Annotated in this window: 24 protein-coding genes; 18 read left to right on the forward strand and 6 right to left on the reverse strand. The window is 71.0% G+C overall.

Going from position 1 to position 23653, the window contains the following annotated elements; all coding sequences use genetic code 11:
• Positions 1 to 130 precede the first annotated feature (130 nt).
• The gene (gene dnaE / locus ABT063_RS12980) at positions 131 to 3670 is read left to right on the forward strand and encodes a DNA polymerase III subunit alpha (protein WP_351057319.1); all 3540 of its coding nucleotides are present in this window, start codon (positions 131 to 133) and stop codon (positions 3668 to 3670) included.
• A 111-nt stretch (positions 3671 to 3781) separates the two neighbouring features.
• Here the strand turns inward: dnaE and ABT063_RS12985 are convergent, their stop codons facing one another.
• Entirely contained in the window at positions 3782 to 3946 is a 165-nt protein-coding gene (locus tag ABT063_RS12985) for a hypothetical protein (RefSeq protein ID WP_351057320.1), read from the reverse strand.
• Positions 3947 to 4170: 224 nt separating this feature from the next.
• Here ABT063_RS12985 and ABT063_RS12990 point away from each other — a divergent pair, with 224 nt between their 5' ends.
• From ABT063_RS12990 to ABT063_RS13005, 4 genes are all read left to right on the forward strand, one after another.
• Positions 4171 to 5391: an NYN domain-containing protein gene (locus ABT063_RS12990; RefSeq protein WP_351057321.1), complete on the forward strand. Its 1221-nt coding sequence runs from the start codon at positions 4171 to 4173 to the stop codon at positions 5389 to 5391.
• 123 nt (positions 5392 to 5514) lie between these two features.
• On the forward strand, positions 5515 to 6489 hold the full coding sequence (locus ABT063_RS12995; protein WP_351057547.1) for an ABC transporter ATP-binding protein: 975 nt from the start codon (positions 5515 to 5517) through the stop codon (positions 6487 to 6489).
• A gap of 103 nt (positions 6490 to 6592) precedes the next feature.
• A complete protein-coding gene (locus ABT063_RS13000) occupies positions 6593 to 7414 on the forward strand; it encodes an ABC transporter permease (protein ID WP_351057322.1) in 822 nt (273 codons plus the stop codon).
• A 34-nt stretch (positions 7415 to 7448) separates the two neighbouring features.
• Positions 7449 to 8132 carry an AAA family ATPase gene (locus ABT063_RS13005; protein WP_351057323.1) on the forward strand — a complete coding sequence of 228 codons (684 nt, stop codon included), beginning with the start codon at positions 7449 to 7451 and terminating at the stop codon, positions 8130 to 8132.
• A 153-nt stretch (positions 8133 to 8285) separates the two neighbouring features.
• On the opposite strand, the gene ybaK is transcribed toward ABT063_RS13005, so the two are convergent.
• From ybaK to ABT063_RS13025, 4 genes are all read right to left on the reverse strand, one after another.
• Positions 8286 to 8792, reverse strand: coding sequence for a Cys-tRNA(Pro) deacylase (gene ybaK / locus ABT063_RS13010; protein ID WP_351057324.1), 507 nt, complete (start codon positions 8790 to 8792; stop codon positions 8286 to 8288).
• A gap of 37 nt (positions 8793 to 8829) precedes the next feature.
• Positions 8830 to 9570, reverse strand: a complete 741-nt coding sequence (locus ABT063_RS13015) for an LON peptidase substrate-binding domain-containing protein (protein ID WP_351057325.1) — start codon at positions 9568 to 9570, stop codon at positions 8830 to 8832.
• An 11-nt stretch (positions 9571 to 9581) separates the two neighbouring features.
• Positions 9582 to 10622 (reverse strand): hypothetical protein, encoded by a 1041-nt coding sequence (locus tag ABT063_RS13020; RefSeq protein ID WP_351057326.1) that lies wholly within the window; start codon positions 10620 to 10622, stop codon positions 9582 to 9584.
• Positions 10623 to 10751: 129 nt separating this feature from the next.
• Positions 10752 to 12329: an oxidoreductase gene (locus tag ABT063_RS13025; RefSeq protein WP_351057327.1), complete on the reverse strand. Its 1578-nt coding sequence runs from the start codon at positions 12327 to 12329 to the stop codon at positions 10752 to 10754.
• Positions 12330 to 12509: 180 nt separating this feature from the next.
• On the opposite strand from ABT063_RS13025, the gene hisD reads away from it, so the two are divergent.
• From hisD to ABT063_RS13075, 10 genes are all read left to right on the forward strand, one after another.
• Positions 12510 to 13835, forward strand: a complete 1326-nt coding sequence (gene hisD / locus ABT063_RS13030) for a histidinol dehydrogenase (protein ID WP_351057328.1) — start codon at positions 12510 to 12512, stop codon at positions 13833 to 13835.
• The gene (locus ABT063_RS13035) at positions 13832 to 14941 is read left to right on the forward strand and encodes a histidinol-phosphate transaminase (RefSeq protein WP_351057329.1); all 1110 of its coding nucleotides are present in this window, start codon (positions 13832 to 13834) and stop codon (positions 14939 to 14941) included. Before hisD ends, ABT063_RS13035 begins: the two co-directional genes overlap by 4 nt.
• Positions 14938 to 15531 carry an imidazoleglycerol-phosphate dehydratase HisB gene (gene hisB / locus ABT063_RS13040; protein WP_020137489.1) on the forward strand — a complete coding sequence of 198 codons (594 nt, stop codon included), beginning with the start codon at positions 14938 to 14940 and terminating at the stop codon, positions 15529 to 15531. The genes ABT063_RS13035 and hisB overlap by 4 nt, the downstream gene beginning before the upstream one ends.
• On the forward strand, positions 15528 to 15692 hold the full coding sequence (locus ABT063_RS13045; protein ID WP_351057330.1) for a CG2302 family histidine operon protein: 165 nt from the start codon (positions 15528 to 15530) through the stop codon (positions 15690 to 15692). Before hisB ends, ABT063_RS13045 begins: the two co-directional genes overlap by 4 nt.
• Entirely contained in the window at positions 15683 to 16330 is a 648-nt protein-coding gene (gene hisH, locus ABT063_RS13050) for an imidazole glycerol phosphate synthase subunit HisH (protein ID WP_351057331.1), read from the forward strand. The genes ABT063_RS13045 and hisH overlap by 10 nt, the downstream gene beginning before the upstream one ends.
• Complete coding sequence (gene priA / locus ABT063_RS13055; protein ID WP_351057332.1) at positions 16327 to 17061, forward strand: bifunctional 1-(5-phosphoribosyl)-5-((5-phosphoribosylamino)methylideneamino)imidazole-4-carboxamide isomerase/phosphoribosylanthranilate isomerase PriA; 735 nt, start codon at positions 16327 to 16329, stop codon at positions 17059 to 17061. The genes hisH and priA overlap by 4 nt, the downstream gene beginning before the upstream one ends.
• Complete coding sequence (locus ABT063_RS13060) at positions 17058 to 17453, forward strand: RidA family protein (RefSeq protein WP_351057334.1); 396 nt, start codon at positions 17058 to 17060, stop codon at positions 17451 to 17453. Before priA ends, ABT063_RS13060 begins: the two co-directional genes overlap by 4 nt.
• Before the next feature lie 13 nt (positions 17454 to 17466).
• Entirely contained in the window at positions 17467 to 18222 is a 756-nt protein-coding gene (gene hisF / locus ABT063_RS13065) for an imidazole glycerol phosphate synthase subunit HisF (protein WP_351057335.1), read from the forward strand.
• Between the two features lie 121 nt (positions 18223 to 18343).
• Positions 18344 to 18925, forward strand: a complete 582-nt coding sequence (locus tag ABT063_RS13070) for an ArsR/SmtB family transcription factor (RefSeq protein WP_351057336.1) — start codon at positions 18344 to 18346, stop codon at positions 18923 to 18925.
• A gap of 11 nt (positions 18926 to 18936) precedes the next feature.
• Positions 18937 to 20187, forward strand: coding sequence for an MFS transporter (locus ABT063_RS13075; RefSeq protein ID WP_351057337.1), 1251 nt, complete (start codon positions 18937 to 18939; stop codon positions 20185 to 20187).
• A gap of 24 nt (positions 20188 to 20211) precedes the next feature.
• Here ABT063_RS13075 and ABT063_RS13080 read toward each other — a convergent pair whose 3' ends face one another.
• The gene (locus ABT063_RS13080) at positions 20212 to 20847 is read right to left on the reverse strand and encodes a TIGR03085 family metal-binding protein (RefSeq protein ID WP_351057338.1); all 636 of its coding nucleotides are present in this window, start codon (positions 20845 to 20847) and stop codon (positions 20212 to 20214) included.
• An 84-nt stretch (positions 20848 to 20931) separates the two neighbouring features.
• Here ABT063_RS13080 and hisI point away from each other — a divergent pair, with 84 nt between their 5' ends.
• The 3 genes from hisI to ABT063_RS13095 all read left to right on the forward strand — a co-directional run bounded on the left by hisI (position 20932) and on the right by ABT063_RS13095 (position 23616).
• Positions 20932 to 21399 carry a phosphoribosyl-AMP cyclohydrolase gene (gene hisI / locus ABT063_RS13085; protein ID WP_351057339.1) on the forward strand — a complete coding sequence of 156 codons (468 nt, stop codon included), beginning with the start codon at positions 20932 to 20934 and terminating at the stop codon, positions 21397 to 21399.
• 11 nt (positions 21400 to 21410) lie between these two features.
• A complete protein-coding gene (locus tag ABT063_RS13090) occupies positions 21411 to 22904 on the forward strand; it encodes an anthranilate synthase component I (protein ID WP_351057340.1) in 1494 nt (497 codons plus the stop codon).
• 70 nt (positions 22905 to 22974) lie between these two features.
• The gene (locus tag ABT063_RS13095) at positions 22975 to 23616 is read left to right on the forward strand and encodes a TIGR02234 family membrane protein (protein ID WP_351057341.1); all 642 of its coding nucleotides are present in this window, start codon (positions 22975 to 22977) and stop codon (positions 23614 to 23616) included.
• Positions 23617 to 23653: the final 37 nt, after the last annotated feature.

Consider the following 23653-nt stretch of genomic DNA (forward strand, 5'->3'; position numbering starts at 1 on the left):
CTTCGCATGAAGGTACGCGGGGCAGCCCGCAGAGTGTCAGTCCCGAGGCATAGACTTCGACGCTGTCCCCCAGACTGTCCGCAGCCGGTCGGACATCCGTCGACGTATGTTTTCCTTGGAGGCCGCAGCCGTGTCAAAGCCGCCGTTCACGCACCTGCACGTCCACACCCAGTACTCGCTGCTGGACGGTGCCGCGCGGCTGAAGGACATGTTCAACGCGTGCAACGAGATGGGCATGACCCACATCGCCATGTCCGACCACGGCAACCTCCACGGGGCGTACGACTTCTTCCACTCGGCGCAGAAGGCCGGGGTCACTCCGATCATCGGCATCGAGGCGTATGTGGCGCCGGAGTCGCGGCGCAACAAGCGCAAGATCCAGTGGGGTCAGCCGCACCAGAAGCGGGACGACGTCTCCGGTTCGGGTGGTTACACCCACAAGACGATCTGGGCGGCGAACAAGACCGGCCTGCACAACCTGTTCCGGCTGTCCTCGGACGCGTACGCGGAGGGCTGGCTGCAGAAGTGGCCGCGGATGGACAAGGAGACCATCTCCCAGTGGTCGGAGGGGCTGATCGCCTCCACCGGCTGCCCGTCCGGTGAGCTGCAGACGCGGCTGCGCCTCGGCCAGTACGACGAGGCGCTGAAGGCGGCCGCCGAATACCAGGACATCTTCGGCAAGGACCGCTACTTCCTGGAGCTGATGGACCACGGCATCGAGATCGAGCGCCGGGTCCGCGACGGCCTCCTGGACATCGGCAAGAAGCTGGGCATCCCCCCGCTGGTGACGAACGACTCGCACTACACGTACGCGCACGAGGCGTCCGCCCACGACGCGCTGCTGTGCATCCAGACCGGCAAGAACCTCTCCGACCCGGACCGCTTCAGGTTCGACGGCACGGGCTACTACCTGAAGTCCACGGACGAGATGTACGCCATCGACTCCTCGGACGCCTGGCAGGAGGGCTGCCGCAACACGCTGCTGGTGGCGGAGCAGATCGACACCACGGGCATGTTCGAGAAGCGCGACCTGATGCCCAAGTTCGACATCCCCGAGGGCTACACCGAGGTCACCTGGTTCAAGGAGGAGGTCCGCCGCGGCATGGAGCGCCGCTTCCCGGGCGGCATCCCCGAGGACCGCCAGCGGCAGGTCGAGTACGAGATGGACGTCATCATCCAGATGGGGTTCCCGGGCTACTTCCTCGTCGTCGCCGACTTCATCATGTGGGCCAAGAACAACGGCATCGCCGTCGGCCCCGGCCGAGGCTCCGCGGCCGGCTCGATCGTCGCGTACGCCATGGGCATCACCGACCTCGACCCGATCCCGCACGGTCTGATCTTCGAGCGGTTCCTCAACCCCGAGCGCGTCTCCATGCCCGATGTCGACATCGACTTCGACGAGCGCCGGCGCGTCGAGGTGATCCGGTACGTGACGGAGAAGTACGGCGCCGACAAGGTCGCCATGATCGGCACGTACGGCAAGATCAAGGCGAAGAACGCCATCAAGGACTCCGCGCGCGTGCTGGGCTACCCGTACGCGATGGGCGACCGCCTCACCAAGGCGATGCCGGCCGACGTCCTCGGCAAGGGCATCGACCTGAACGGCATCACCGACCCCTCGCACCCCCGCTACAGCGAGGCGGGCGAGATCCGCGCGATGTACGAGAACGAGCCGGACGTGAAGAAGGTCATCGACACCGCCAAGGGCGTCGAGGGCCTGGTCCGGCAGATGGGTGTGCACGCGGCGGGCGTGATCATGTCCAGCGAACCCATCGTCGACCACGCCCCCATCTGGGTGCGGCACACCGACGGAGTGACCATCACACAGTGGGACTATCCCCAGTGTGAGTCGCTGGGCCTGCTGAAGATGGACTTCCTCGGCCTGCGCAACCTCACGATCATGGACGACGCCATCAAGATGGTGAAGGCCAACAAGGGCATCGATCTGGAGATGCTCGCCCTCCCGCTGGACGACCCCAAGACCTTCGAACTGCTCTGCCGCGGTGACACCCTCGGCGTCTTCCAGTTCGACGGCGGTCCGATGCGCTCGCTGCTCCGCCAGATGCAGCCGGACAACTTCGAGGACATTTCCGCCGTCTCGGCCCTCTACCGGCCAGGCCCGATGGGCATGAACTCGCACATCAACTACGCGGAGCGCAAAAACGGCCGCCAGGAGATCACGCCGATCCACAAGGAGCTGGAGGAGCCCCTCGAAGAGGTCCTGGCCGTCACCTATGGCCTGATCGTCTACCAGGAGCAGGTGCAGAAGGCCGCCCAGATCATCGCCGGGTACTCGCTCGGCGAGGCCGACATCCTCCGCCGCGTGATGGGCAAGAAGAAGCCCGACGAACTGGCGAAGAACTTCGTCCTCTTCCAGGAGGGCGCCAAGAAGAAGGGGTACAGCGACGAGGCGATCCAGGCCCTGTGGGACGTGCTGGTCCCCTTCGCCGGATACGCGTTCAACAAGGCACACTCGGCCGCGTACGGACTGGTCTCGTACTGGACGGCGTACCTGAAGGCGAACTACCCCGCCGAATACATGGCCGCGCTGCTCACCTCGGTCAAGGACGACAAGGACAAGTCGGCGGTCTACCTCAACGAGTGCCGGCGCATGGGCATCAAGGTGCTCCCGCCGAACGTCAACGAGTCGATGTCCAACTTCGCCGCGCAGGGCGACGACGTGATCCTCTTCGGCCTCTCCGCGGTGCGCAACGTCGGCACCAACGTGGTCGAGTCGATCATCAGGAGCCGCAAGACGAAGGGGAAGTACGCCTCCTTCCCCGACTACCTCGACAAGGTCGAGGCGGTGGTCTGCAACAAGCGGACCACGGAATCGCTGATCAAGGCCGGCGCCTTCGACTCCATGGGACACACCCGCAAGGGACTGACCGCGCAGTACGAGCCGATGATCGACAACGTGGTCGCGGTCAAGCGCAAGGAGGCCGAGGGCCAGTTCGACCTCTTCGGCGGCATGGGCGAGGAGGAGAGCAACGAGCCCGGCTTCGGGCTGGACGTGGAGTTCACCACCGACGAGTGGGAGAAGACCTACCTGCTCGCCCAGGAGCGGGAGATGCTCGGCCTGTACGTCTCCGACCACCCGCTGTTCGGTCTGGAGCACGTGCTGTCGGACAAGGCGGACGCGGGCATCGCCCAGCTCACCGGCGGCGAGCACGCCGACGGCGCAGTGGTGACCATCGGCGGCATCATCTCCGGCCTGCAGCGCAAGATGACCAAGCAGGGCAACGCCTGGGCCATCGCCACGGTGGAGGACCTGGCCGGTTCCATCGAGTGCATGTTCTTCCCGGCGACGTATCAGCTGGTGTCGACCCAACTCGTCGAGGACGCCGTGGTGTTCGTCAAGGGCCGCCTCGACAAGCGCGAGGACGTGCCCCGGCTCGTCGCGATGGAACTCCAGGTCCCCGACCTGTCGAACGCGGGCACCAACGCGCCCGTGATCCTCACCATCCCGGCCACGCGGGTCACCCCGCCGATGGTCAGCCGCCTCGGTGAGATCCTCAGCCACCACAAGGGCGAGAGCGAGGTCCGGATCAAGCTCCAGGGACCGCGCAAGACGACCGTGCTGCGCCTGGACCGCCATCGCGTGAAGCCCGACCCGGCCCTCTTCGGCGACCTGAAGGTGCTGCTGGGCCCGTCCTGCCTCGCCGGATGAGCACAGTGCCCGTCCTGGGCGGGACGAGCAACTGACGCACGCGAGGGGCGCACCCGTCATCGGATGCGCCCCTCTTCATGAGTCCGGGCCGCAACAGCCCGTTACGCAGACTCAGTTGTGACCGAAGCGCTTCTGGCGGCCCTTGCGGGCCATGTCACCAGGCGTCACCTGGGGGGAGTGGTGCTCGACCTGCGTCTCCACCGACGACTGCCGGGCCTGCTGCTGACCACGCTCGGACTGCGGCTGCTTACGGTCCTGCTTCTTGTTCTTGGCCATGGTGATCTGCCTCCTGTGGGGGATCTAGGGGCCAGGGCCGGGACCAGATTCACATAGGCCGACAAGGTGCGCATGTCGGATAATTACCGTGCGTTACAGGGCTCGTCGGAGCGCGATGCCCCGAAACGCCACGCCGAAGATCGAGTTCCGGCCGTTAACCCCCGCGTGGTCGGGCAGACTCGAAGCAAGCCCGAAGCAAACCTCCCGGGAAGAGGGTGAGTCGTGTGGACCGCTGCATCGTCCTGGTGGACGCCGGGTATCTGCTGGGGGCCGCCGCCAGTCTCCTTGCCGGGGAGCCCTCGCGATCCCGGATCACCGTCGACCACTCCGCCCTCATCCAGGGGCTGCGCGAGCGCGCCGAGTCCGACACGGAACGGCCGCTGCTGCGCATCTACTGGTTCGACGGCGCCCCCGACCGCGTCCCGCAGCCCGAACACCGCAGGTTGCGCGTCATGCCCCGGGTCACCGTCCGGCTCGGTGCGCTGACCCGCAGTGACGGACGCTGGGCCCAGAAGGGCGTCGACGCGGCGATGCACGCCGAGCTGACCGAGCTCGCCCGCAACCGCGCCTGCTCCGACGTCGTCCTCGTCACCGGCGACGGCGATCTGCTGCCGGGCATGATGGCCGCCAAGGAGCACGGCGTCGCCGTACACCTGTGGGCGGTGCAGGCCGCCGACGGCGACTACAACCAGTCCGAGGACCTGGTCGCCGAGGCCGACGAGCGGCGCGTGCTGGACCGTACCTGGATCACCAAGGCCGTACGCGCCAAGGAACTCGGCGGGATCTGTGCGCCGCCACCCGCGCCACGGCCCGAGATCGCGGCCATCCTCTCCGCCCCACTGCCCGAGTCCGCGCTCTCCTCGGCGGGCGAGCGGCCCGCCGAGGAGAGCGAGCACGCCCCCGCGGCCGCCCCCTCGGAGAACGGCACGCAGGAGCGGGTGCCCGCGCCCAAGGGCGTGCCCACGCCCAAGGACCTGGCCGCGCTCCGGGCGCCCGGCGTACAGCCCGCCCAGCCGCCCCAGACCGCGACCCTGCGCTGGTCCTCCGACAAGGGCTGGGTCGACCGCCCCGGTGTCGCCGGCGAGCCCCCCGAGGCCGCCTCCATGCCGACGCTGGCGCAGCTGACCACGGCCGAGCAGCGGTGGGCCGACCGGGAGGAGGACATCACCACGGTCGGCGGCGATCCGTACGAGGTGGGACAGGTCTTCGCGCGGCGCTGGATGGGGCGGCTCGGGGACCAGAGCCATCTGCAGAAGCTGTCCGGGATGTACCCGCGGATTCCGCACCGGATCGACGGCGAGCTGCTCAGGTACGCCGCCCGGTTCGGGCTGCTCGCCCACAAGGACGACCAGATCGACGAGCACGATCGGTACGCGATCCGGGCCGGGTTCTGGCGGGAGGTCGACGTCCGGACGGCCGCGGAGCACGCGCCTGCCGGTGAGTGAGAGCCTTACCGGTGGATTTGCCCTTATGGGCGGACCCGAGGGCGGGCGGGCGCCGCGGACCCCGTAGTCTCGTCCCTTGTGAGTACGCGCGCGGCACAGGCACTTCGGCACGGTGACGATGTCGTGTGCGCGGTGCGCGGACTGACCAAGACCTATCCGGCGGTACGCGGTCGGCGCGGCGCGCCGGCAACGCCCGAGGTGAGGGCCACCGACGACGTACGGCTGGACATCCGCCGGGGTGAGATCTTCGGGCTGCTCGGGCCGAACGGCGCCGGCAAGACCACCCTCGTACGGCAGCTGACCGGGCTGATGCGGCCCGACTGCGGCAGCGTCGAGATCCTCGGGCACGACATCGTGCGCCATCCGGAGCGGGCCGCGCGGATCCTCGCCTACCTCGGACAGGAGTCCACCGCCCTCGACGAACTGACCGTGTCGCTCGCCGCCGAGACCACCGGACGGCTGCGCGGCCTCGAGGCGGGTCGGGCGCGGGCCGAGCGGGACGCCGTACTGGACGAGCTGGGCCTCACGCCGATCGCCGCGCGGCCGCTGAAGAAGCTGTCCGGCGGCCAGCGCCGGCTGGCCTGCTTCGCCACCGCGCTGGTGGGGGAACGGCCGCTGCTCGTCCTCGACGAGCCGACCACCGGCATGGACCCCGTGGCGCGGCGCGCGGTGTGGTCCGCCGTGGACCGGCGCCGGGCCGAGAGCGGTACGACCGTGCTGCTCGTCACCCACAACGTCATCGAGGCCGAGACCGTCCTCGACCGGGTCGCGGTGCTCGACCGGGGGCGCGTGATCGCCTGCGACACGCCCGTCGGGCTGAAGGAGCAGGTCGCCGGGGAGGTCCGGGTCGACCTGGTGTGGCGTGAGGCTGCGCCGCTGCACGTCCCCGAGGTCGCCGCGCTGCAGGACCGGGCCGTGGAGTCCGGGCGCCGCTGGACGCTGCGGCTCGGCCCGGACGAGGCCCGTACGGTCGTCGCCACCGTCACCGGCGGGGCCGCCTTCGCCGCGCTGGACGACTTCACGCTGACCACGCCGAGCCTGGAGGACGTGTACCTGGCGCTGGGCGGCGCCGCGCAGCAAGGGCTGGTGAAGGCTTGAGCATCTTCAGCGCACGGACCGTGGCCTTGAGTACGCGGACCGCCGCATCCGTACGGAACAGGGCGACTGCCGGAGTGAAACCCAGAGAGGGGAGCCGCGCGACGTGAGTGTCGTACCCGCAGAGGTCCTGCCGGGCAGCGCCCTGGCCGCGGAGGAGACGGTCCGGGAGGCGGCCGAGCTCGGCCCCCGCGCGCGGCTGTGGCCGGCGCTGGTGGCCGTGTACCGGGCGCAGCTGTCCCGGGCGCGGGTCGCGCGCATCCCGCTGCTGTTCGTGGCCACGTTCCAGTCGATCGGGATCATGGTCCTGATGCGCGGGGTCGTGGACGACGGGGCGGAGGCGCAGGCGGTGGTCGCCGGTTCGTCGGTGCTGGTGGTCGCCTTCGTCGCGCTGAACCTGCTCGCCCAGTACTTCGGCCAGCTGCGGGCCAGCGGCGGGCTCGACCACTACGCGACGCTGCCGGTGCCGCCGGCGGCGATGGTGCTGGGGGCGGCGGGCGCGTACGCGTCGTTCACCGTGCCGGGGACGGTCGTGACCGCCGTCTTCGGAAGCGTGCTGTTCGGGCTGCCGCTGGCGCACCTGTGGGTGCTCGCCGCGGTGATCCCGCTCGCCGGCGCCGCGCTCGCCGGGCTGGGGGCCGCGCTGGGGCTGCTCGCGCCGCGTCCGGAACTGGCCACGCTGCTCGGGCAGCTGGGCATGTCCGCGGCGCTGCTGCTGGGGGTGCTGCCGGCGGACCGGATGCCGGAGGCGGTGCGCTTCGCACGCGATCTGCTGCCGTCGACGTACGGCGTGGAGGCCTTCGCGCGGACCTTCGGGCCGAACCCCGACTGGGCCTTCGTGCTCGGCGATCTCGCCGTGTGCGCGGCGGTCGGCGTGGTGTCGCTGGCCGTCGCCACCTGGGCGTACCGGCGGGCGGCCGTCCGGTGACGCGGCGCACAGGCGGGCCTGGCACGATGTCAGAGTGACCGCACCGTTGACTCCTCCACCGCCGCCGCATGAACAGTCCCCGCACAATGCGTGGCAGGCTGCGCCTCCCGGGTACGTGGCTTCCGCGCCGGATGCGGACGCGTACGGCGCGCACGGTTCGTACGGACAGGATGGGCCCGGGATGAAGACCGAAGTGCGGGAGGCCGCCGTGATCACCGTGGCGGTGGCGCTCGGTGGGGTGCTGCTCGGGGTGCTGTGGTGGTGGCTGGCTCCGCATGTGCCGCTGGTCGGTGACGTGGTGGACAAGAACTGGGTCGTCTACCTCAAGGACACCGAGGGCGAACAGGCGGTCGGGGTCGACGGAACGTTCACTCTGCTGGCCTCGGCCTTCGGGGTCGTGAGTGCGTTCGTCGTGTTCCTCGTGCGGCGGCGTGGTGGCGTGCCGCTGGTGGTGGCGCTGACCGTCGGGGGGCTGCTGGGGTCGTTGCTGGCCTGGCGGCTCGGGGTGTGGCTCGGGCCGGCGCAGGACGTGGTCGCGCATGCGAAGGATGTGGGCAAGGGGGTCACGTTCTCGGCGCCGTTGAGGTTGGGGGCGAAGGGGGCGTTGCTGGTGTGGTCCCTGGCCGCGCTGGTCGTTCATCTGGGGTTGACGGCGTTGTTCGGGCCCCGGGATCCGGAGCCGCATCCGCAGGGGTCGTATGGGGTGCCGCCGGCCTAGGGGTGTCGGTGCGTCGTGGTCGCGGCGGAGATTCTTCGCCCCCGCCGCCCCTACCCGTCCCATCCCTGGGGGCTGCGCCCCCAGACCCCCCTGTCGGCCCTGAACGGGCCTCGTCCTCAAGCGCCGGACGGGCTGGTATTGCCTGACCGGCGCCTAGAAACGCCCGATGGGGGCCACCACCGCTTCCGTCAGCTTCGTCAGGTCCTCGGGGGAGAGCTCGACCTCCAGGCCGCGGCGGCCCGCCGAGACGCAGATCGTGGGGTGGGCGGAGGCCGAGGTGTCCAGGACCGTGGGGAGCTTCTTGCGCTGGCCGAGCGGGGAGATGCCGCCGCGGACGTAGCCCGTGGTGCGTTCGGCGAGCGCCGGGTCGGCCATCGCGGCGCGCTTGCCGCCGACCGCCGCCGCCAGTGCCTTGAGGTCCAGCTGGCCCGCGACGGGGACGATCGCCACCGTCAGGGCGCCGTCGACGTCCGCGACCAGCGTCTTGAACACCCGCTCCGGCGAGACGCCCATCGCCTCGGCCGCCTCCTCACCGTAGGAGGGATGGGAGGGGTCGTGGTCGTAGGAGTGCACCGTGTACGACACCCCCGCGGCCGTCAGCGCCACCGTCGCCGGCGTGCCGCCGGACTGCTGCTGCTTCTGCTTCGACTTCTTCGCCATGGAGGCCTGTTCCCGCCTGTTCCCCGGTGGTCGTACGTCAGTTGAGACTCGTCGGGCCGCGTGTCAGGTCCGACGACGGCAACGACGGCAGACTACGGATGATCGCCGTCTCCGAGCGAAGGAGTTTCAGCTCGTCGCGCAGCCGGGACGCGGTGTCCGGGGCCTGGAGCAGACGCTGCTTGGTCGGGGTGTCCAGCATCATCGCGGCGGCGACGAGGTACGAGACCACGGAGGGTTCGTCGGGCAGGTCCGCGCCGGTGGACAGGGAGCGCTCGCGCGCGCCCGCCAGGCGCTTCTGGTACTGGCGGAAGGCCCGCAGGACCCCCTCCGCCAGCGCACCCGCCTCGTCGCCCGGTTCCTCCGGCAGCTCCTCAAGCTCCGCCGTCAGGAACGGGCCCGACGCGTCGACCGACAGCAGGCGCACCCTCGTCGTCCCCGTCGCCAGCACCTCGAACGTGCCGTCGGCCCGCTCCCGTACCGTCGCGGCGTCCGCCACGCAGCCGGTCCCGTGGAACGACTTGATCGGGTCCTCGCCGAAACCGGCCGCCGGGCCGCGCTCGGGCACGGCCGTCTGGTCCGGCATGCCGGGCGCGCTCTGTGCCACCTCGTGGCCGTCGCGGATCGCCACGACCGCGAAACGGCGTGGTTCTTCCTCGGGTGTCTTCATCAGCTCGCGCATCATGGCGCGATAACGCTCCTCGAAGACGTTCAGCGGCAGCACGAGCCCCGGGAACAGCACCGAGTTCAGCGGAAAGAGCGGCAGGCGGACGGTGGTCACGACGCAAGAGCCTAATGGTCGCCGGAGCGGGCGCGTCCGGCGTGCTCACTCCCTGGATGCCCGGCGGCCGTCTTCCGGCGGATCTCGTCGCGGATCTCCAGGAACCGGCCGAGCGGATCCTCCGAGAACCGGCCCCAGGGGAAGGACGTGGCATACGGGCCGATCAGGCGCAGTTGCTCCTCGGCGTCCGCCCAGCGCTCCAGCCGTACCAGGACGTACATCAGCTTGTTCCGCACCTCGGCCGGCCACGGGTCGGCCGCCGGGAACCGGGCGGAGAGCGCGATGGCCCGGTCGGCCGCCGCGTCCAGCCGCTCGCGCGGCACCTCGGGGCCGCAGCCGTCGGTCAGGTAGGAGAGGGCCGCCCGCGCCGGCAAGGCCTGGACGAGTGAGCCGGCCGGAGCGTCCTGCGCGGCCAGGTCGGCGAAGTCGAAACAGGCGTGGTGGGAGCCGTGCCAGAAGGCGGCAAGGTACCGCAGGGCCGCCACATGGCAGCCGTAGTGGTGCGGGGCGCGGCGGACCGCGGCCTCCCACAGCTCCTCGAAGTACTTGTGCCCGGCGGTGGAGCCGCGCGCGTGGTCCAGCGCGATCCGCCAGGGCACCGGATCGCTGAGGTCGCCGTGCGCGGCAGCCGTGATGAGAGGGCTCACCTCGCGCAGCAGTTCCGCCCGAGCCGGCGACCCCCAGCAGCGGTCCACCGCGAGCTGGGCGCCGACCAGCAGGGCGTCCGGGTCGTGCGGGGCGGCCGTACGCCACTCCTCGTACCACTCGTCGCGTGAGCGGGCGAAGGCCGTCAGTCTTCGCGCGTAGCGATCGCGGTTCTCCCAGTCGGCATCGGCGCGCGTGGCGGCGAGCAACTCGGCCGCCGGCGTGTACTCGCCCCGCGCGGCCGCGACCAGCACCGGTCCCAGCCGGTCGTCGGGAGCGTCGAGGAGTACCTCGTCGTCGGCGGGCGGCGCCGTGGCCGGCGCGTCCCTTCGAGACGGTCCGCGCACGGGCCGCGAGGGAGGCCGGTTCATCCGGGACGTGCGGATGAACGGGGGCAGCAGAGCCATGGCCCTCCTTAGCGCCTGAACCGGCGCCGCTCTCGCGGACTTCGTTGCTCGCCGTCGTGGTTCCTCAATTGATGGTGGCGGTGAGAAGACGGCTCATGGCCCGCAATGGTTGTACGTCTTGAGGAAGGCTCAGCTCCTGCGCAACAGCCGCGTCGCTCCCGCCGCCACCGTCGTGGCCAGGATCCAGCCGAGCAGGATCATCGCGGCGGCCAGCCACTGCCAGCCGCCGCTCAGCTGCCAGAACCCGACCTGGCCCAGGTCGATGACCGGAAGCAGCAGGTCGAGTGCGAAGAGGGCGGGGTTCCAGTCCGGATGCTCGCCGCGCTTGAGCGGCGGATGGCTGGCGCGGGCGAAGGCCACCGAGCTCGCCGCCCACAGCACCGCCATCCATACGGCGGCCCGACCCGGGCGGTACCCGTAGGCGACCGTCCAGTCCTGCGCGTACCCCCACAGCTTCGCGGCGATCGGCAGGCTCTCGCGGCGTCGGCGCTGCTTGGCGAGCAGCACCTCGCGCGCGTCCTCGTCCTCGCCGCCGGCCCGCAGCACGGTGGCCAGCCGCTCGTACGGCTCCGGGTTGTACTCGGCGGTCGCCGCCGCCACCCAGTCCAGCCGCTCGTTCAGCGGGAACGGGCCGCGCGGCACCAGGTTCTCGTAGCTGAAGCCGCCCATGTGCAGCCGGCCCGGGCCCGGCCAGGCGTCCGCCCGGTCCATCAGGTTGACGACCCGCGCCCCGGACAGCACCACACCGCCGCGCGCCGGCCGCTCCCCGAGGAAGCGCAGCTCGGGCGTCTGAATGCGGCGCAGCGACAGCTCCTGCTCGTCGGTGAAGGTGAACCGGGCCCGCTCCAGGTCGACCGCGTCCCCGAACCGCCCGTCGTCCAGGCGCACCCCGCCCTCGCACGCGAACCGCTGGATGCGCGTCCCGCGCGCGGGCGTGGTCCCGCTCAGCAGCGGGTTGCCCACGCCCGCCGGGGTCAGATACAGCGAGCGCTCCACCGTCAACTGCGGGGCGTTCAGGGCGAACCGCGTGTACGGGTTGACCAGCCGGGCGCCGCGCAGGCTCAGCGACACGCCGATCTTGGCGCTGCGCAGCCTCAGCTCGCCGTGCGACTCCAGCATCTCCGCCTGGAGGTCCTGGCCGACGGTCATGCCGTCGCCGGCGATCGAGCGGCCGCTGCGGTCGCGGTAGACGATCGCCTGGTTGAGCATCAGATCCGTCCCGATCTGCGCGTCCGTGAGCCGGATGCCGTTGTGGAAACGGCAGCGCGGCAGATGCAGATCGCCCTCGGTGTGGACCCTGGCGGCCTCCAGGCGCGGCACCGAGCAGTCCACCATCCGTACGGTCGTGAAGTGGGCCTCCGGCAGCAGGACGTCCCGCTCGAAGCGGCAGCCGCGCAGTTCGACGTACGGCACCACCGTGCCGCCCGCCAGGTCCAGGGTGCCGCTGATCTGCACCCCGGTGAGTTTCAGGCACGACACCCGGCCCGCGAGCGCGGGCGGTCCGTCGAGCAGCAGCCAGCACACGATGCGGGCCCGCACGGTCCGCTCGGGACCCCAGGGGTGCCCGCCGTGCGGATCGTCGACAACGGTGTCGCCGATGCTCAGGTCGTACACGCTGCCGTTGCGGAAGGCCTGCCACATGCCTGCCTCGGCGGCGGTCAGATCGTCCGGCAGGTCCCCGTCCCGGAAGCCGGCCCCCTCGGTCACGACTCTTCCTTCCTCCCCATCAGCTCTTCGTGGTTTCGTGGTTTCGTACAACTGTTCATTCCCGCTGAGTGACGCCTCGAACGCAAGACGTGAAGGCGATCTTCCGGGTTCCTGCGGGATCCGTATCAGCCATTGGAATGCGCGGACAGGCTCTGACGAGGGTCTGCGAGAATTGGCCCTGTGATCTCCCGAATCGATCTGCGCGGCGACGCCCTTCCCGAGGGCCCCGCCCTGCGCGACCTGCTGCCCCGAGCCGACTTCGACGTATCGGCCGCCCTGGAGAAGGTGCGTCCGATCTGCGAGGCCGTGCATCATCGGGGCGACGCGGCGCTGATCGACTTCGCCGAGAAGTTCGACGGCGTCAGGCTCGACCAGGTGCGGGTGCCGGCCGCGGCGCTCACCCGCGCGCTGGAGGAGCTCGACCCGGCCGTGCGCGCGGCCCTGGAGGAGTCCATCCGCCGCGCCCGGCTCGTCCACCGCGAGCAGCGCCGCTCCACCCACACCACCCAGGTGGTGCCCGGTGGCTCGGTCACCGAGAAGTGGGTGCCGGTCGAGCGGGTCGGGCTGTACGCGCCCGGCGGCCGGTCGGTGTACCCGTCCTCCGTGGTCATGAACGTCGTGCCCGCGCAGGAGGCCGGTGTCGAGTCGATCGCCCTCGCCTCCCCGGCGCAGGCCGAGTTCGGCGGCTTGCCGCACCCGACGATCCTCGCCGCGTGCGCGCTGCTCGACGTCGACGAGGTGTACGCGGCCGGCGGCGCGACCGCCGTCGCGATGTTCGCGTACGGCACCGAGTCCTGCCCGCCCGCCAACATGGTCACCGGCCCCGGCAACATCTGGGTAGCCGCCGCCAAGCGGTACTTCACCGGCAGGATCGGCATCGACGCCGAGGCCGGCCCGACCGAGATCGCGATCCTCGCGGACGACACCGCCGACCCGGTGCACGTCGCCTCCGACCTGATCAGCCAGGCCGAGCACGACCCGCTGGCGGCCGCCGTGCTCGTCACCGACTCCGTCGCGCTCGCCGACGCGGTCGAGAAGGAGCTGGAACCGCAGGTGGCGGCCACCAAGCACATCGAGGACCGGATCCGCCCGGCCCTGGCCGGCCGGCAGTCCGCGATCGTGCTGGTCGACGGGATCGACGAGGGGCTGCGGGTGGTCGACGCGTACGGCGCCGAGCACCTGGAGATCCAGACGGCTCGGGCCCAGGAAGTCGCCGACCGCGTGCGCAACGCCGGCGCGGTTTTCGTCGGCCCCTGGGCGCCCGTGTCGCTGGGCGACTACGCCGCCGGGTCCAACCACGTCCTGCCCACCGGCGGCTGCGCCTGCCACTCCTCCGGCCTGTCCGTCCAGTCCTTCCTGCGCGGCATCCACATCGTGGACTACACGCGGGACGCGCTGGCCGAGGTCGCGCACCACGTGGTGACCCTGGCGGAGGCGGAGGACCTGCCCGCGCACGGCGCGGCGATCAAGGCAAGGTTCGGGTGGAAGGTACCGACGAGCAAGTGAGCTTCGGAATCGACGATCTCCCCGTACGGGACGAGCTGCGCGGCAAGTCCCCCTATGGCGCGCCCCAGTTGGACGTCCCCGTACGGCTGAACACCAACGAGAACCCCTACCCGCTGCCCGAGCCGCTGGTCGAGCGGATCGCCGAGCGGGTGCGCGAGGCGGCCCGGAACCTCAACCGCTACCCCGACCGGGACGCCGTGGAGCTGCGCACCCGGCTCGCCGAGTACCTGACGGACACCTCCGGCCACCAGGTCGGTCTGGCGAACGTCTGGGCGGCCAACGGCTCCAACGAGGTCATCCAGCAGTTGCTGCAGACCTTCGGCGGGCCGGGCCGTACGGCGATCGGCTTCGAGCCGTCGTACTCGATGCACGGGCTGATCGCGCGCGGCACCGGAACCGGCTGGATCTCGGGTCCGCGCAACGACGACTTCACGATCGACCTCGCCGCCGCCGAGAAGGCCATCGCCGAGAACCGGCCGGACGTCGTCTTCATCACCACCCCCAACAACCCCACCGGCACCGCGGTTCCGCCGGAGACGGTCCTCGCGCTGTTCGAGGCCGCGCAAGCCGCCAAGCCGTCCATGGTGATCGTGGACGAGGCGTACATCGAGTTCAGCCACGGCGACTCGCTGCTGCCGCTCATCGAGGGCCGGCCGAACCTCGTCGTCTCGCGGACGATGTCGAAGGCCTTCGGCGCGGCGGGCCTGCGCCTCGGCTATCTCGCCGCGCACCCGGCGGTCGTGGACGCCGTGCAGCTCGTACGGCTGCCGTACCACCTCTCGGCGATCACGCAGGCGACCGCCCTGGCCGCCCTGGAGCACACCGACACGCTGCTGGGGTACGTCGAGCAGCTGAAGGCCGAGCGGGACCGGCTGGTCACCGAACTGCTGGCGATCGGCTACGAGGTGACCGCGTCGGACGCCAACTTCGTGCAGTTCGGACGGTTCGACGACGCCCGGGCGATGTGGCGGAAGATCCTCGACCGGGGCGTCCTGGTGCGGGACAACGGCGTGCCCGGCTGGCTGCGGGTCACCGCCGGAACCCCCGAAGAGAACGACGCGTTCCTCGACGCGGTCCGTGAACTGAAGAAGGAGCAGAGCGCATGAGCCGCGTAGGACGCGTGGAACGCGTGACGAAGGAGACCTCGGTCCTCGTCGAGATCGATCTCGACGGGTCCGGCAAGGTGGATGTGTCGACGGGCGTCGGCTTCTACGACCACATGCTCGACCAACTCGGCCGGCACGGTCTGTTCGACCTGACCGTGAAGACCGAGGGCGACCTGCACATCGACTCCCACCACACCATCGAGGACACCGCCCTCGCGCTCGGCGCCGCCTTCAAGCAGGCGCTCGGCGACAAGGTGGGGATCTATCGATTCGGCAACTGCACGGTCCCGCTGGACGAGTCCCTCGCCCAGGTGACGGTCGACCTGTCCGGCCGCCCCTACCTCGTGCACACCGAGCCCGAGAAGATGGCGCCGATGATCGGCGAGTACGACACCACGATGACCCGGCACATCCTGGAGTCCTTCGTGGCCCAGGCGCAGATAGCGCTGCACGTGCACGTGCCCTACGGGCGCAACGCGCACCACATCGTGGAGTGCCAGTTCAAGGCGCTGGCGCGGGCGCTGCGGTACGCGTCCGAGCGCGACCCGCGCGCGGCCGGCATCCTCCCCTCCACGAAGGGCGCGCTGTGAACGGCACGTCCACCGTACTGATCGTCGTCGGCCTCTTCCTCGTCGGCGGCATCATCTCCTTCGTCAAGCAGCAGATGCCCAGGAGCCTGATCGTGCTGCTGTCGATCGGCGCGGCGATGTGTCTGGTCGCGGGCATCCTGAGGCTGGAGGTGTGGAATTGAGCGTCCCCAAGAGTGTCGTGGTCTTCGACTACGGCTTCGGCAACGTCCGTTCCGCCGAGCGTGCCCTCGCGCGCGCGGGAGCCGACGTGGAGATCACCCGCGACTTCGACCGGGCCATGAACGCGGACGGCCTGCTGGTGCCGGGCGTCGGCGCCTTCGCCGCCTGTATGAAGGGCCTGAAGGAAGCGCGCGGGGACTGGGTCGTCGACCGCCGGCTGGCGGGCGGCCGCCCGGTCATGGGCATCTGCGTCGGCATGCAGATCCTGTTCGCGCGCGGCATCGAGCACGGCGTGGAGAGCGAGGGCCTCGCCGAGTGGCCCGGCTCGGTCGAGCCGCTGCAGGCCGACATCGTGCCCCACATGGGCTGGAACACCGTCGAGGCCCCGGCCGGCTCCGAACTGTTCGCCGGCCTGGACGCGGACGCGCGCTTCTACTTCGTGCACTCCTACGCCGTCCACGACTGGACGCTGCAGACCGCGAACCCGGCGATGGCCACCCCGCTGGTCACCTGGTCCACGCACGGCAAGCCCTTCGTGGCCGCCGTGGAGAACGGCGCCCTGTGGGCCACGCAGTTCCACCCCGAGAAGTCCGGCGACGCCGGAGCCCAGCTCCTCACCAACTGGATCGGAACACTGTGAGCAAGCTCGAACTCCTCCCCGCCGTCGACGTCCGCGACGGCCAGGCCGTCCGCCTCGTGCACGGTGAGTCCGGGACCGAGACGTCGTACGGCTCTCCGCTGGAGGCCGCCCTCGCCTGGCAGCGGGCGGGCGCCGAGTGGCTGCACCTGGTCGACCTGGACGCGGCGTTCGGGACGGGCGACAACAGGGCGCTGATCGCCGAGGTCGCCGAGCGCATGGCGGAGCTGCACATCAAGGTGGAGCTGTCCGGCGGTATCCGGGACGACGCCTCGCTGGCGGCGGCCCTGGCCACCGGCTGCACACGCGTGAACCTCGGCACAGCCGCCCTGGAGACCCCGGAGTGGGTCGCCAAGGTCATCGCCGAGCACGGCGACCAGATCGCGGTCGGTCTCGACGTACGCGGCACGACCCTGCGCGGCCGCGGCTGGACCCGCGACGGCGGCGACCTCTACGAGACGCTGGAGCGCCTCAACAAGGAGGGCTGCGCGCGGTACGTGGTGACGGACATCGCGAAGGACGGCACGCTGCAGGGGCCGAACCTGGAACTGCTGCGCAATGTGTGCGCCGCGACGGACCGCCCGGTCGTGGCCTCCGGCGGCGTGTCGTCGCTGGACGACCTCAGGGCGATCTCCGGCCTGGTGCCCCTCGGTGTCGAGGGAGCCATCGTCGGGAAGGCCCTGTACGCGAAGGCGTTCACTCTGGAGGAAGCACTGGAGGCAGTGTCGTCATGACGTCCGAAGCCGTACGGCGCGTGCAGAGCGGAAGTCCCTGGGAAGAGTCCTTCGGTTTCGCACGCGCCGTCGCGGCGGGCGACCGCGTCCTGGTGGGCGGCACGACGGCCTTCAAGGGCGACGTGCTGTACGGGGAGGGCGACCCGTACGAACAGGCCAGGATCGCCTTCACCAGCGCGGTCGAGGCGCTCGGCGAGTTCGGGCTCGGTGCCGAGTCCGTGATCCGTACGAGGATGTACCTGACCCACGCGCGTGACGTGGAGGCCGTGGGGCAGGCCCACAAGGAGTTCTTCGACGCGGTGCGGCCGGTTTCGACCCTGCTGATCGTGGAGGGCTTCGTCGACTCGCGCATCCTGGTCGAAGTGGAAATAGAAGCATTCAGAGGACATTAGAGGAGCCCGATTCATGACCCTGGCGGTCCGAGTCATCCCCTGCCTGGACGTGGACAACGGCCGGGTCGTCAAGGGTGTCAACTTCCAGAACCTGCGCGACGCGGGCGACCCCGTCGAGATGGCCAAGGTGTACGACGCCGAGGGCGCCGACGAGCTGACCTTCCTGGACATCACCGCCTCGTCGGGCAACCGCGAGACGACGTACGACGTGGTGCGCCGCACGGCCGAGCAGGTGTTCATCCCGCTGACGGTCGGCGGCGGCGTCCGTACGGCCGAGGACGTGGACAGGCTGCTGCGGGCGGGCGCGGACAAGGTCGGCGTGAACACCGCCGCCATCGCACGGCCCGAGCTGATCCGTGAGATCGCGGAGCGGTTCGGGCGGCAGGTGCTGGTGCTGTCGGTCGACGCGCGCAGGACCGAGAGCGGGTCCTTCGAGGTGACGACTCACGGCGGCCGAAAGGGCACCGGCATCGACGCCGTCGAGTGGGCGCACCGGGCCGCCGAACTGGGCGCGGGCGAGATCCTGCTCAACTCGATGGACGCGGACGGCACGAAGGACGGCTACGACCTGGAGATGATCGCGGCCGTCCGCAAGCACGTGACGGTTCCGGTGATCGCCTCGGGCGGCGCGGGCAAGCTGTCCGACTTCCCGCCGGCCGTCGCGGCGGGCGCGGACGCGGTGCTGGCGGCGTCGGTGTTCCACTTCGGGGATCTGCGGATCGGGCAGGTGAAGGAGACGTTGCGGGAGGCAGGGCACCCGGTGCGGTGACGCTGCGCTCGGCTTGAACCCCGGTCCCTTGGGGGGCCGGGGTTTTCTGTCGGCCGGACGCAAAAGAGAAGTTGCGCAAATTTTATTGTGCAAGGTTTCTTTCCTGTCTACGGTGGAGTGCATGGCAAGCAAAGAGAGAGACCGCCGGATCACCGACCTGGGGACGCTGAAGGCGCTCGCACACCCGCTGCGGGCGCAGCTGTACCGGCGGCTGATCATCGCGCGCTCCGCGACCGCCTCGCAGCTCGCCGAGCAGGTCGACGAGGCCGTCTCGCTGGTCAGCTACCACCTGCGGAAGCTGGCCGAGCACGGGCTCATCGAGGAGGCCGAGCCGCAGAGCGCGGACGGCCGGGAACGGTGGTGGGAGCCGGCCTCGGACGGGGTGAGCATCCGCGACGAGGACTTCCGTGACGCCCCCGAGAAGGCCGCCGCCCACACCGCGGCCAGCAGGCTCTTCTTCGAGCAGCGCGCCGACATGTACCGGCGCTACCTCGACGAGCACGCCCACTGGAGCGAGGCGTGGACGACGGCGTCAGGCTCCTCCGAGTGGCTGCTCCGGCTCACCCCGGACGAACTGGCCGAGCTCTCCAAGGAGATGTACGACCTCGTTCGCAGGTACGAGGAACGCGGCCGTGCCGCCACCGACACCGAGGGCCGCGAGAACGTCGCGGTGCACACGTACGGCTTCCCGTTCCGCGTCTGAGAGGACCCCTCGTGACCGCCGCCCTCTTAGCCCCGGCCGACGGCACCGACAGACCCGCCCACCGCGACGGCAACGTGCTGCGCTGGCTCGTCGCCTACACCTCCTCGATGGTCGGCGACAGCGTCTACTACATCGCCCTGTCCTGGGCGGCGGTCCGGGCCGGCACGCCCGCGGAGGCGGGCCTGGTGATGACCGCGAGCGCCGTGCCGCGGGCCCTGCTCATGCTGGGCGGGGGAGTGATCGCCGACCGGTTCGGACCGCGCAGGGTGGTCATCGGCAGCGACGTCGTGCGCTGCGCGGCCGTGCTCGCGGTGGCCGGACTGCTCTTCGCCGCCGACCCGGGGCTGTGGCCGCTGACCGCGCTCGCCGTGGTCTTCGGCACCGTCGATGCCGTGTTCATGCCCGCCGTGGGTGCCCTTCCCGCGCGCGTGACGAGCCGCGGGCAGCTCGCGCGCGTGCAGGGCATGCGGGGCCTCGGAATCCGGTTCGCGAGTGTCGTCGGCGGCCCGCTCGGCGGACTCGGAGTGGCGGTCGGCGGCGCTGCGGCCGCGTTCGGGCTGGCCGGACTGCTGATCGCGGTATCGGTGCCGCTGTTGGTCTCCGTACGGATGCGGGACCTGGCCCCTGACGAGAAGGCCGGGGCCGGCGGCGACAGCGCGTGGCGCGATCTGGTGGCCGGGCTGTGCTACATCCGTCGGCACCGGGTTCTCGCCCCGCTGATGGTCGCCATCGCTCTCGGCGACCTCGGCTTCGTCGGTCCGCTCAACGTGGGCCTGGTCCTGCTCGCCGACGAGCGCGGCTGGGGCGCCGCCGGGATGGGCTGGGTGCTCGCCGGGTTCGGGATCGGCGCGGGGGCCGCCTCCCTGCTGCTGACCGTGCGGGGGCGGCTGCCGCACGCCGGGCAGGTCGCGGCGTACGCGATCCTCGCGGGCTCCGTCGCGATCGGCGCGCTCGGTCACGCCCCGACCGTCGTCACGGCCGTCGTGGTGGCCCTGTTCATCGGGCTGCTCGCCGGGCTCAGCGGCGCGCTGTGCGGCGCTCTGCTGCAGACTCACGCCGATTCCGCTTACCTGGGCCGCGCCACCGCCGTCTCCAGCCTGGTCAGCCTCGGTCTCACCCCGCTCAGCATGCCGCTGTCCGCCGCGGCCATCGGCGCCTGGGGCACCGGCCCGGTCTTCGTCGTCAGCGCGGCGGTGTGCGGCCTCGGCGGGGTCGTGGCCCTGGGCGTCAGGGACCTGCGCCGGGCCGAACTGCCCCGCTGACGACCTTGACCACGCCCGGTTCCCTCAGATCCCGAGCTGCTTCGTCTCGTGCAGCTTGGCGATCGCGTCCTTGTCGCCGTCGAGTTCGACCGTGGCCGCGCTCTGCCGGCCGTACGAGAACAGCAGCAGCTCCGACGGCTCGCCGGTCACCGTCACCACCGGCGTCCCCCGGTGGGCGACCGCCGTCTGGCCGTCCGGGCGGCGCAGCACCAGGCCCGTCGGAACACCACGGCCCATCAGACGGGCGGTGCGCTCCAGGCGGGACCACAGGGTGTCCTGGAAGACCTTGTCGAGCTCACGGGGCGTCCAGTCGGGCTGGGCGCGGCGGACGTCCTCGGTGTGGACGTAGAACTCGATGGTGTTCGACGCCTCGTCGATCTGCTTGAGCTGGAAGGGCGAGAACCGTGGCGGGCCGGTTCGGATCAGCTGGATCAGCTCCTCGTACGGCTTCGCGGTGAACTCGTCCATCACCTTCTCCAGGCGTGGCGCGAGTTGCTTGATCAGTATCCCGCCGGCGGCATCGGGGCGGCGCTCGCGCACCACCACGTGCGCGGCCAGGTCACGGGTCCGCCAGCCCTCGCAGAGGGTGGGGGCGTCCGGACCCACGGCCTCCAAGAGGTCGGCCAGGAGAAGTCGTTCACGCTTGGCGAAGGTCGACATGGCAGCCAGCCTACGACCGCCCCCCAGGTCCGCACAGTGGACACTCCAACTGGCTTGTCAGTGGCGCGCGGCACAATGGCACTCATGACCAGCACGCCCCCGCCCGCCCGTCACCCGACCACCGCCCCTCACCGAGGCGCTTCGCGCCACAGTGCTCCATCCAGTCGCCTCGACCCGGAGATCGCGGCGCGCCTCAAGCGCAGCGCCGACGGACTCCTGCCCGCCATCGCCCAGCAGTACGACACCGGAGAGGTGCTGATGCTCGGCTGGATGGACGACGAGGCGCTGCACCGCACCCTGACCACCGGCCGCTGCACCTACTGGTCACGCAGCCGCCGGGAGTACTGGGTCAAGGGCGACACCTCCGGCCACTTCCAATGGGTCAGGTCCGTCGCCCTCGACTGCGACGCCGACACCGTGCTGGTCAAGGTCGACCAGGTCGGCGCCGCCTGCCACACCGGCGCGCGCACCTGCTTCGACGCCGACGTGCTGCTCAAGGACGGCATCGACGAGGGCGGCGCCGATTCCGGCGTACCGGCCGTGGATCAGTAAGGTCAGCCGCCATGGACCTCGAGATGTTCCGCAAGCTCGCCACCGACCGCCGCGTCATCCCCGTCACCCGCAAGCTCCTCGCCGACGGCGACACCCCGGTCGCGCTCTACCGCAAGCTCGCCGCCGAGCGCCCCGGCACCTTCCTGCTGGAGTCCGCGGAGAACGGCCGCTCGTGGTCCCGGTACTCCTTCGTCGGCGTCCGCTCCGCCGGCACGCTCACCGAGCGTGACGGCCAGGCCCACTGGCTCGGCGTCCCGCCCGTCGGCGTCCCCGTCGACGGCGACCCGCTCGCCGCCCTGCGCGCCACCATCGAGGCCCTGCACACCCCCCATCAGGAGGGCATGCCGCCCTTCACCGGCGGCATGGTCGGCTATCTCGGCTACGACATCGTGCGCCGCCTGGAGAAGATCGGCCCCGGCGAGCGGGACGACCTGAAGCTGCCCGAGCTGACCATGCTCCTCACCAGCGACCTCGCCGTCATGGACCACTGGGAGGGTTCGGTCCTGCTGATCGCCAACGCGATCAACCACAACGACCTCGACACGGGCGTCGACGAGGCGTACGCCGACGCCGTGGCCCGTCTGGACGCCATGGAGGCGGACCTCTCGCGCGCGGTCGCCCAGCCGCCCGCCGTGCTGCCGCCGTCCGAACTCCCCGAGTACACCGCGCTCTGGGGCGGCCCCGACTTCCAGGAGGCCGTCGAGGACATCAAGGAGCGCATCCGGGCGGGCGAGGCTTTCCAGGTCGTACCGTCGCAGCGCTTCGAAACACCGTGCACGGCAAGCGCGTTGGACGTGTACCGGGTGCTGCGGGCGACCAACCCCTCCCCGTACATGTACCTGTTCCGCTTCCCCCACGGAGACGACGGCGCGTTCGACGTCATCGGCTCGTCCCCCGAGGCACTGGTCAAGGTCGAGGACGGGCAGGCCATGGTCCACCCCATCGCCGGCACCCGGCCCCGCGGGGCCACCCCGCAGGAGGACCAGGCCCTCGCCGACGAACTGCTGGCCGACCCCAAGGAACGCGCGGAGCACCTGATGCTCGTCGACCTCGGGCGCAACGACCTCGGACGCGTCTGCGAGCCCGGCTCGGTCGAGGTCGTCGACTTCATGTCCATCGAGCGGTACTCGCACGTCATGCACATCGTCTCGACGGTGACGGGCCGGATCGCCCAGGGCCGTACGGCCTTCGACGTACTGACGGCCTGCTTCCCGGCGGGCACGCTCTCCGGCGCCCCCAAGCCCCGGGCGATGCAGATCATCGACGAGCTGGAACCCTCCAGGCGCGGTCTGTACGGCGGTTGCGTGGGCTACCTCGACTTCGCCGGCGACTCCGACACTGCCATCGCCATCCGTACGGCCCTCCTGCGCGACGGCACCGCCTACGTCCAGGCGGGCGCCGGCATCGTCGCCGACTCCGACCCGGTCGCCGAGGACACCGAGTGCCGCAACAAGGCGGCGGCGGTCCTGCGGGCGGTACACACCGCCAACCGGCTGGGCAAGTAGGGCGCTTCTCGCAGAGTGGGGCGTTTCTCACTGAACCCCGGGTGACGGTTCGCCCGGGGTCCAGGCGATAGTGGAGTACGTGACTGCTGTACCTCACCCCCGTTCCGAAGCCGCAGGACCCGCCAGGGCGGGCCGCCTGAGTCTTGCCGTCGCCCTGCTGTGCGGTGCGCTCGGCGCGGCCGTGGCGTTGCTGGCCACCCGGCAGCAGTGGTCGGAGGGCACCGCGACGGTGGCCGGCGGCGCCTTCCCGCTGACCGCCAGAGGCAGCGACGTCACCGGCGTCCCCGCGGCCCTCGCCATAGTGGGCCTCGCCGCGCTCGTCGCCGTCTTCGCCGTCCGCCGGGCCGGCCGCTTCCTGGTCGCCGCCCTGCTCGCGCTCTCCGGCGCGGGCACGATCGCCGCGGCCCTGCTCGGCGCCTCCGACAGCTCCGCGCTCGACGAGAAGGCCGCGAAGGCCTCCGGCGACGCCTCGGCCACCGTGGACGCGCTCTCCCACACCGCCTGGCCCTACGTCGCCGCCGTCGGCGGCGTCCTGCTCCTGCTCGCCGGGCTGCTCGCCCTGCGCTACGGCCGCCTGTGGCCCGCCATGTCCGGCCGCTACGAACGCGAGGGAGCCCCCCGCCCGCGCCGCACGGCACGCGCGGTGGACCCCGACCGGCCCGAGGAACTCTGGAAGGCCCTCGACCGGGGCGAGGACCCCACCGGCGCGTAGGGCCGGTCCGGCGGCTCGGCCGTCCGGCCCCAAGACC

This window comes from Streptomyces sp. NPDC002838 (assembly GCF_040295365.1).
Taxonomy (GTDB): Bacteria; Actinomycetota; Actinomycetes; order Streptomycetales; family Streptomycetaceae; genus Streptomyces.

What these genes read in the sequence shown, in the direction of transcription:
- ABT063_RS13020 (WP_351057326.1), bottom strand. Translation starts at nt 10,622, where the DNA reads ATGGCTCTGCTGCCCCCGTTCATCCGCACGTCCCGGATGAACCGGCCT.
- ybaK (WP_351057324.1), bottom strand. Translation starts at nt 8,792, where the DNA reads ATGGCGAAGAAGTCGAAGCAGAAGCAGCAGCAGTCCGGCGGCACGCCG.
- hisB (WP_020137489.1), top strand. Translation starts at nt 14,938, where the DNA reads ATGAGCCGCGTAGGACGCGTGGAACGCGTGACGAAGGAGACCTCGGTC.
- hisF (WP_351057335.1), top strand. Translation starts at nt 17,467, where the DNA reads ATGACCCTGGCGGTCCGAGTCATCCCCTGCCTGGACGTGGACAACGGC.
- ABT063_RS13090 (WP_351057340.1), top strand. Translation starts at nt 21,411, where the DNA reads ATGGACCTCGAGATGTTCCGCAAGCTCGCCACCGACCGCCGCGTCATC.
- ABT063_RS13060 (WP_351057334.1), top strand. Translation starts at nt 17,058, where the DNA reads ATGACGTCCGAAGCCGTACGGCGCGTGCAGAGCGGAAGTCCCTGGGAA.
- hisI (WP_351057339.1), top strand. Translation starts at nt 20,932, where the DNA reads ATGACCAGCACGCCCCCGCCCGCCCGTCACCCGACCACCGCCCCTCAC.
- ABT063_RS13070 (WP_351057336.1), top strand. Translation starts at nt 18,344, where the DNA reads ATGGCAAGCAAAGAGAGAGACCGCCGGATCACCGACCTGGGGACGCTG.
- ABT063_RS13080 (WP_351057338.1), bottom strand. Translation starts at nt 20,847, where the DNA reads ATGTCGACCTTCGCCAAGCGTGAACGACTTCTCCTGGCCGACCTCTTG.
- ABT063_RS12985 (WP_351057320.1), bottom strand. Translation starts at nt 3,946, where the DNA reads ATGGCCAAGAACAAGAAGCAGGACCGTAAGCAGCCGCAGTCCGAGCGT.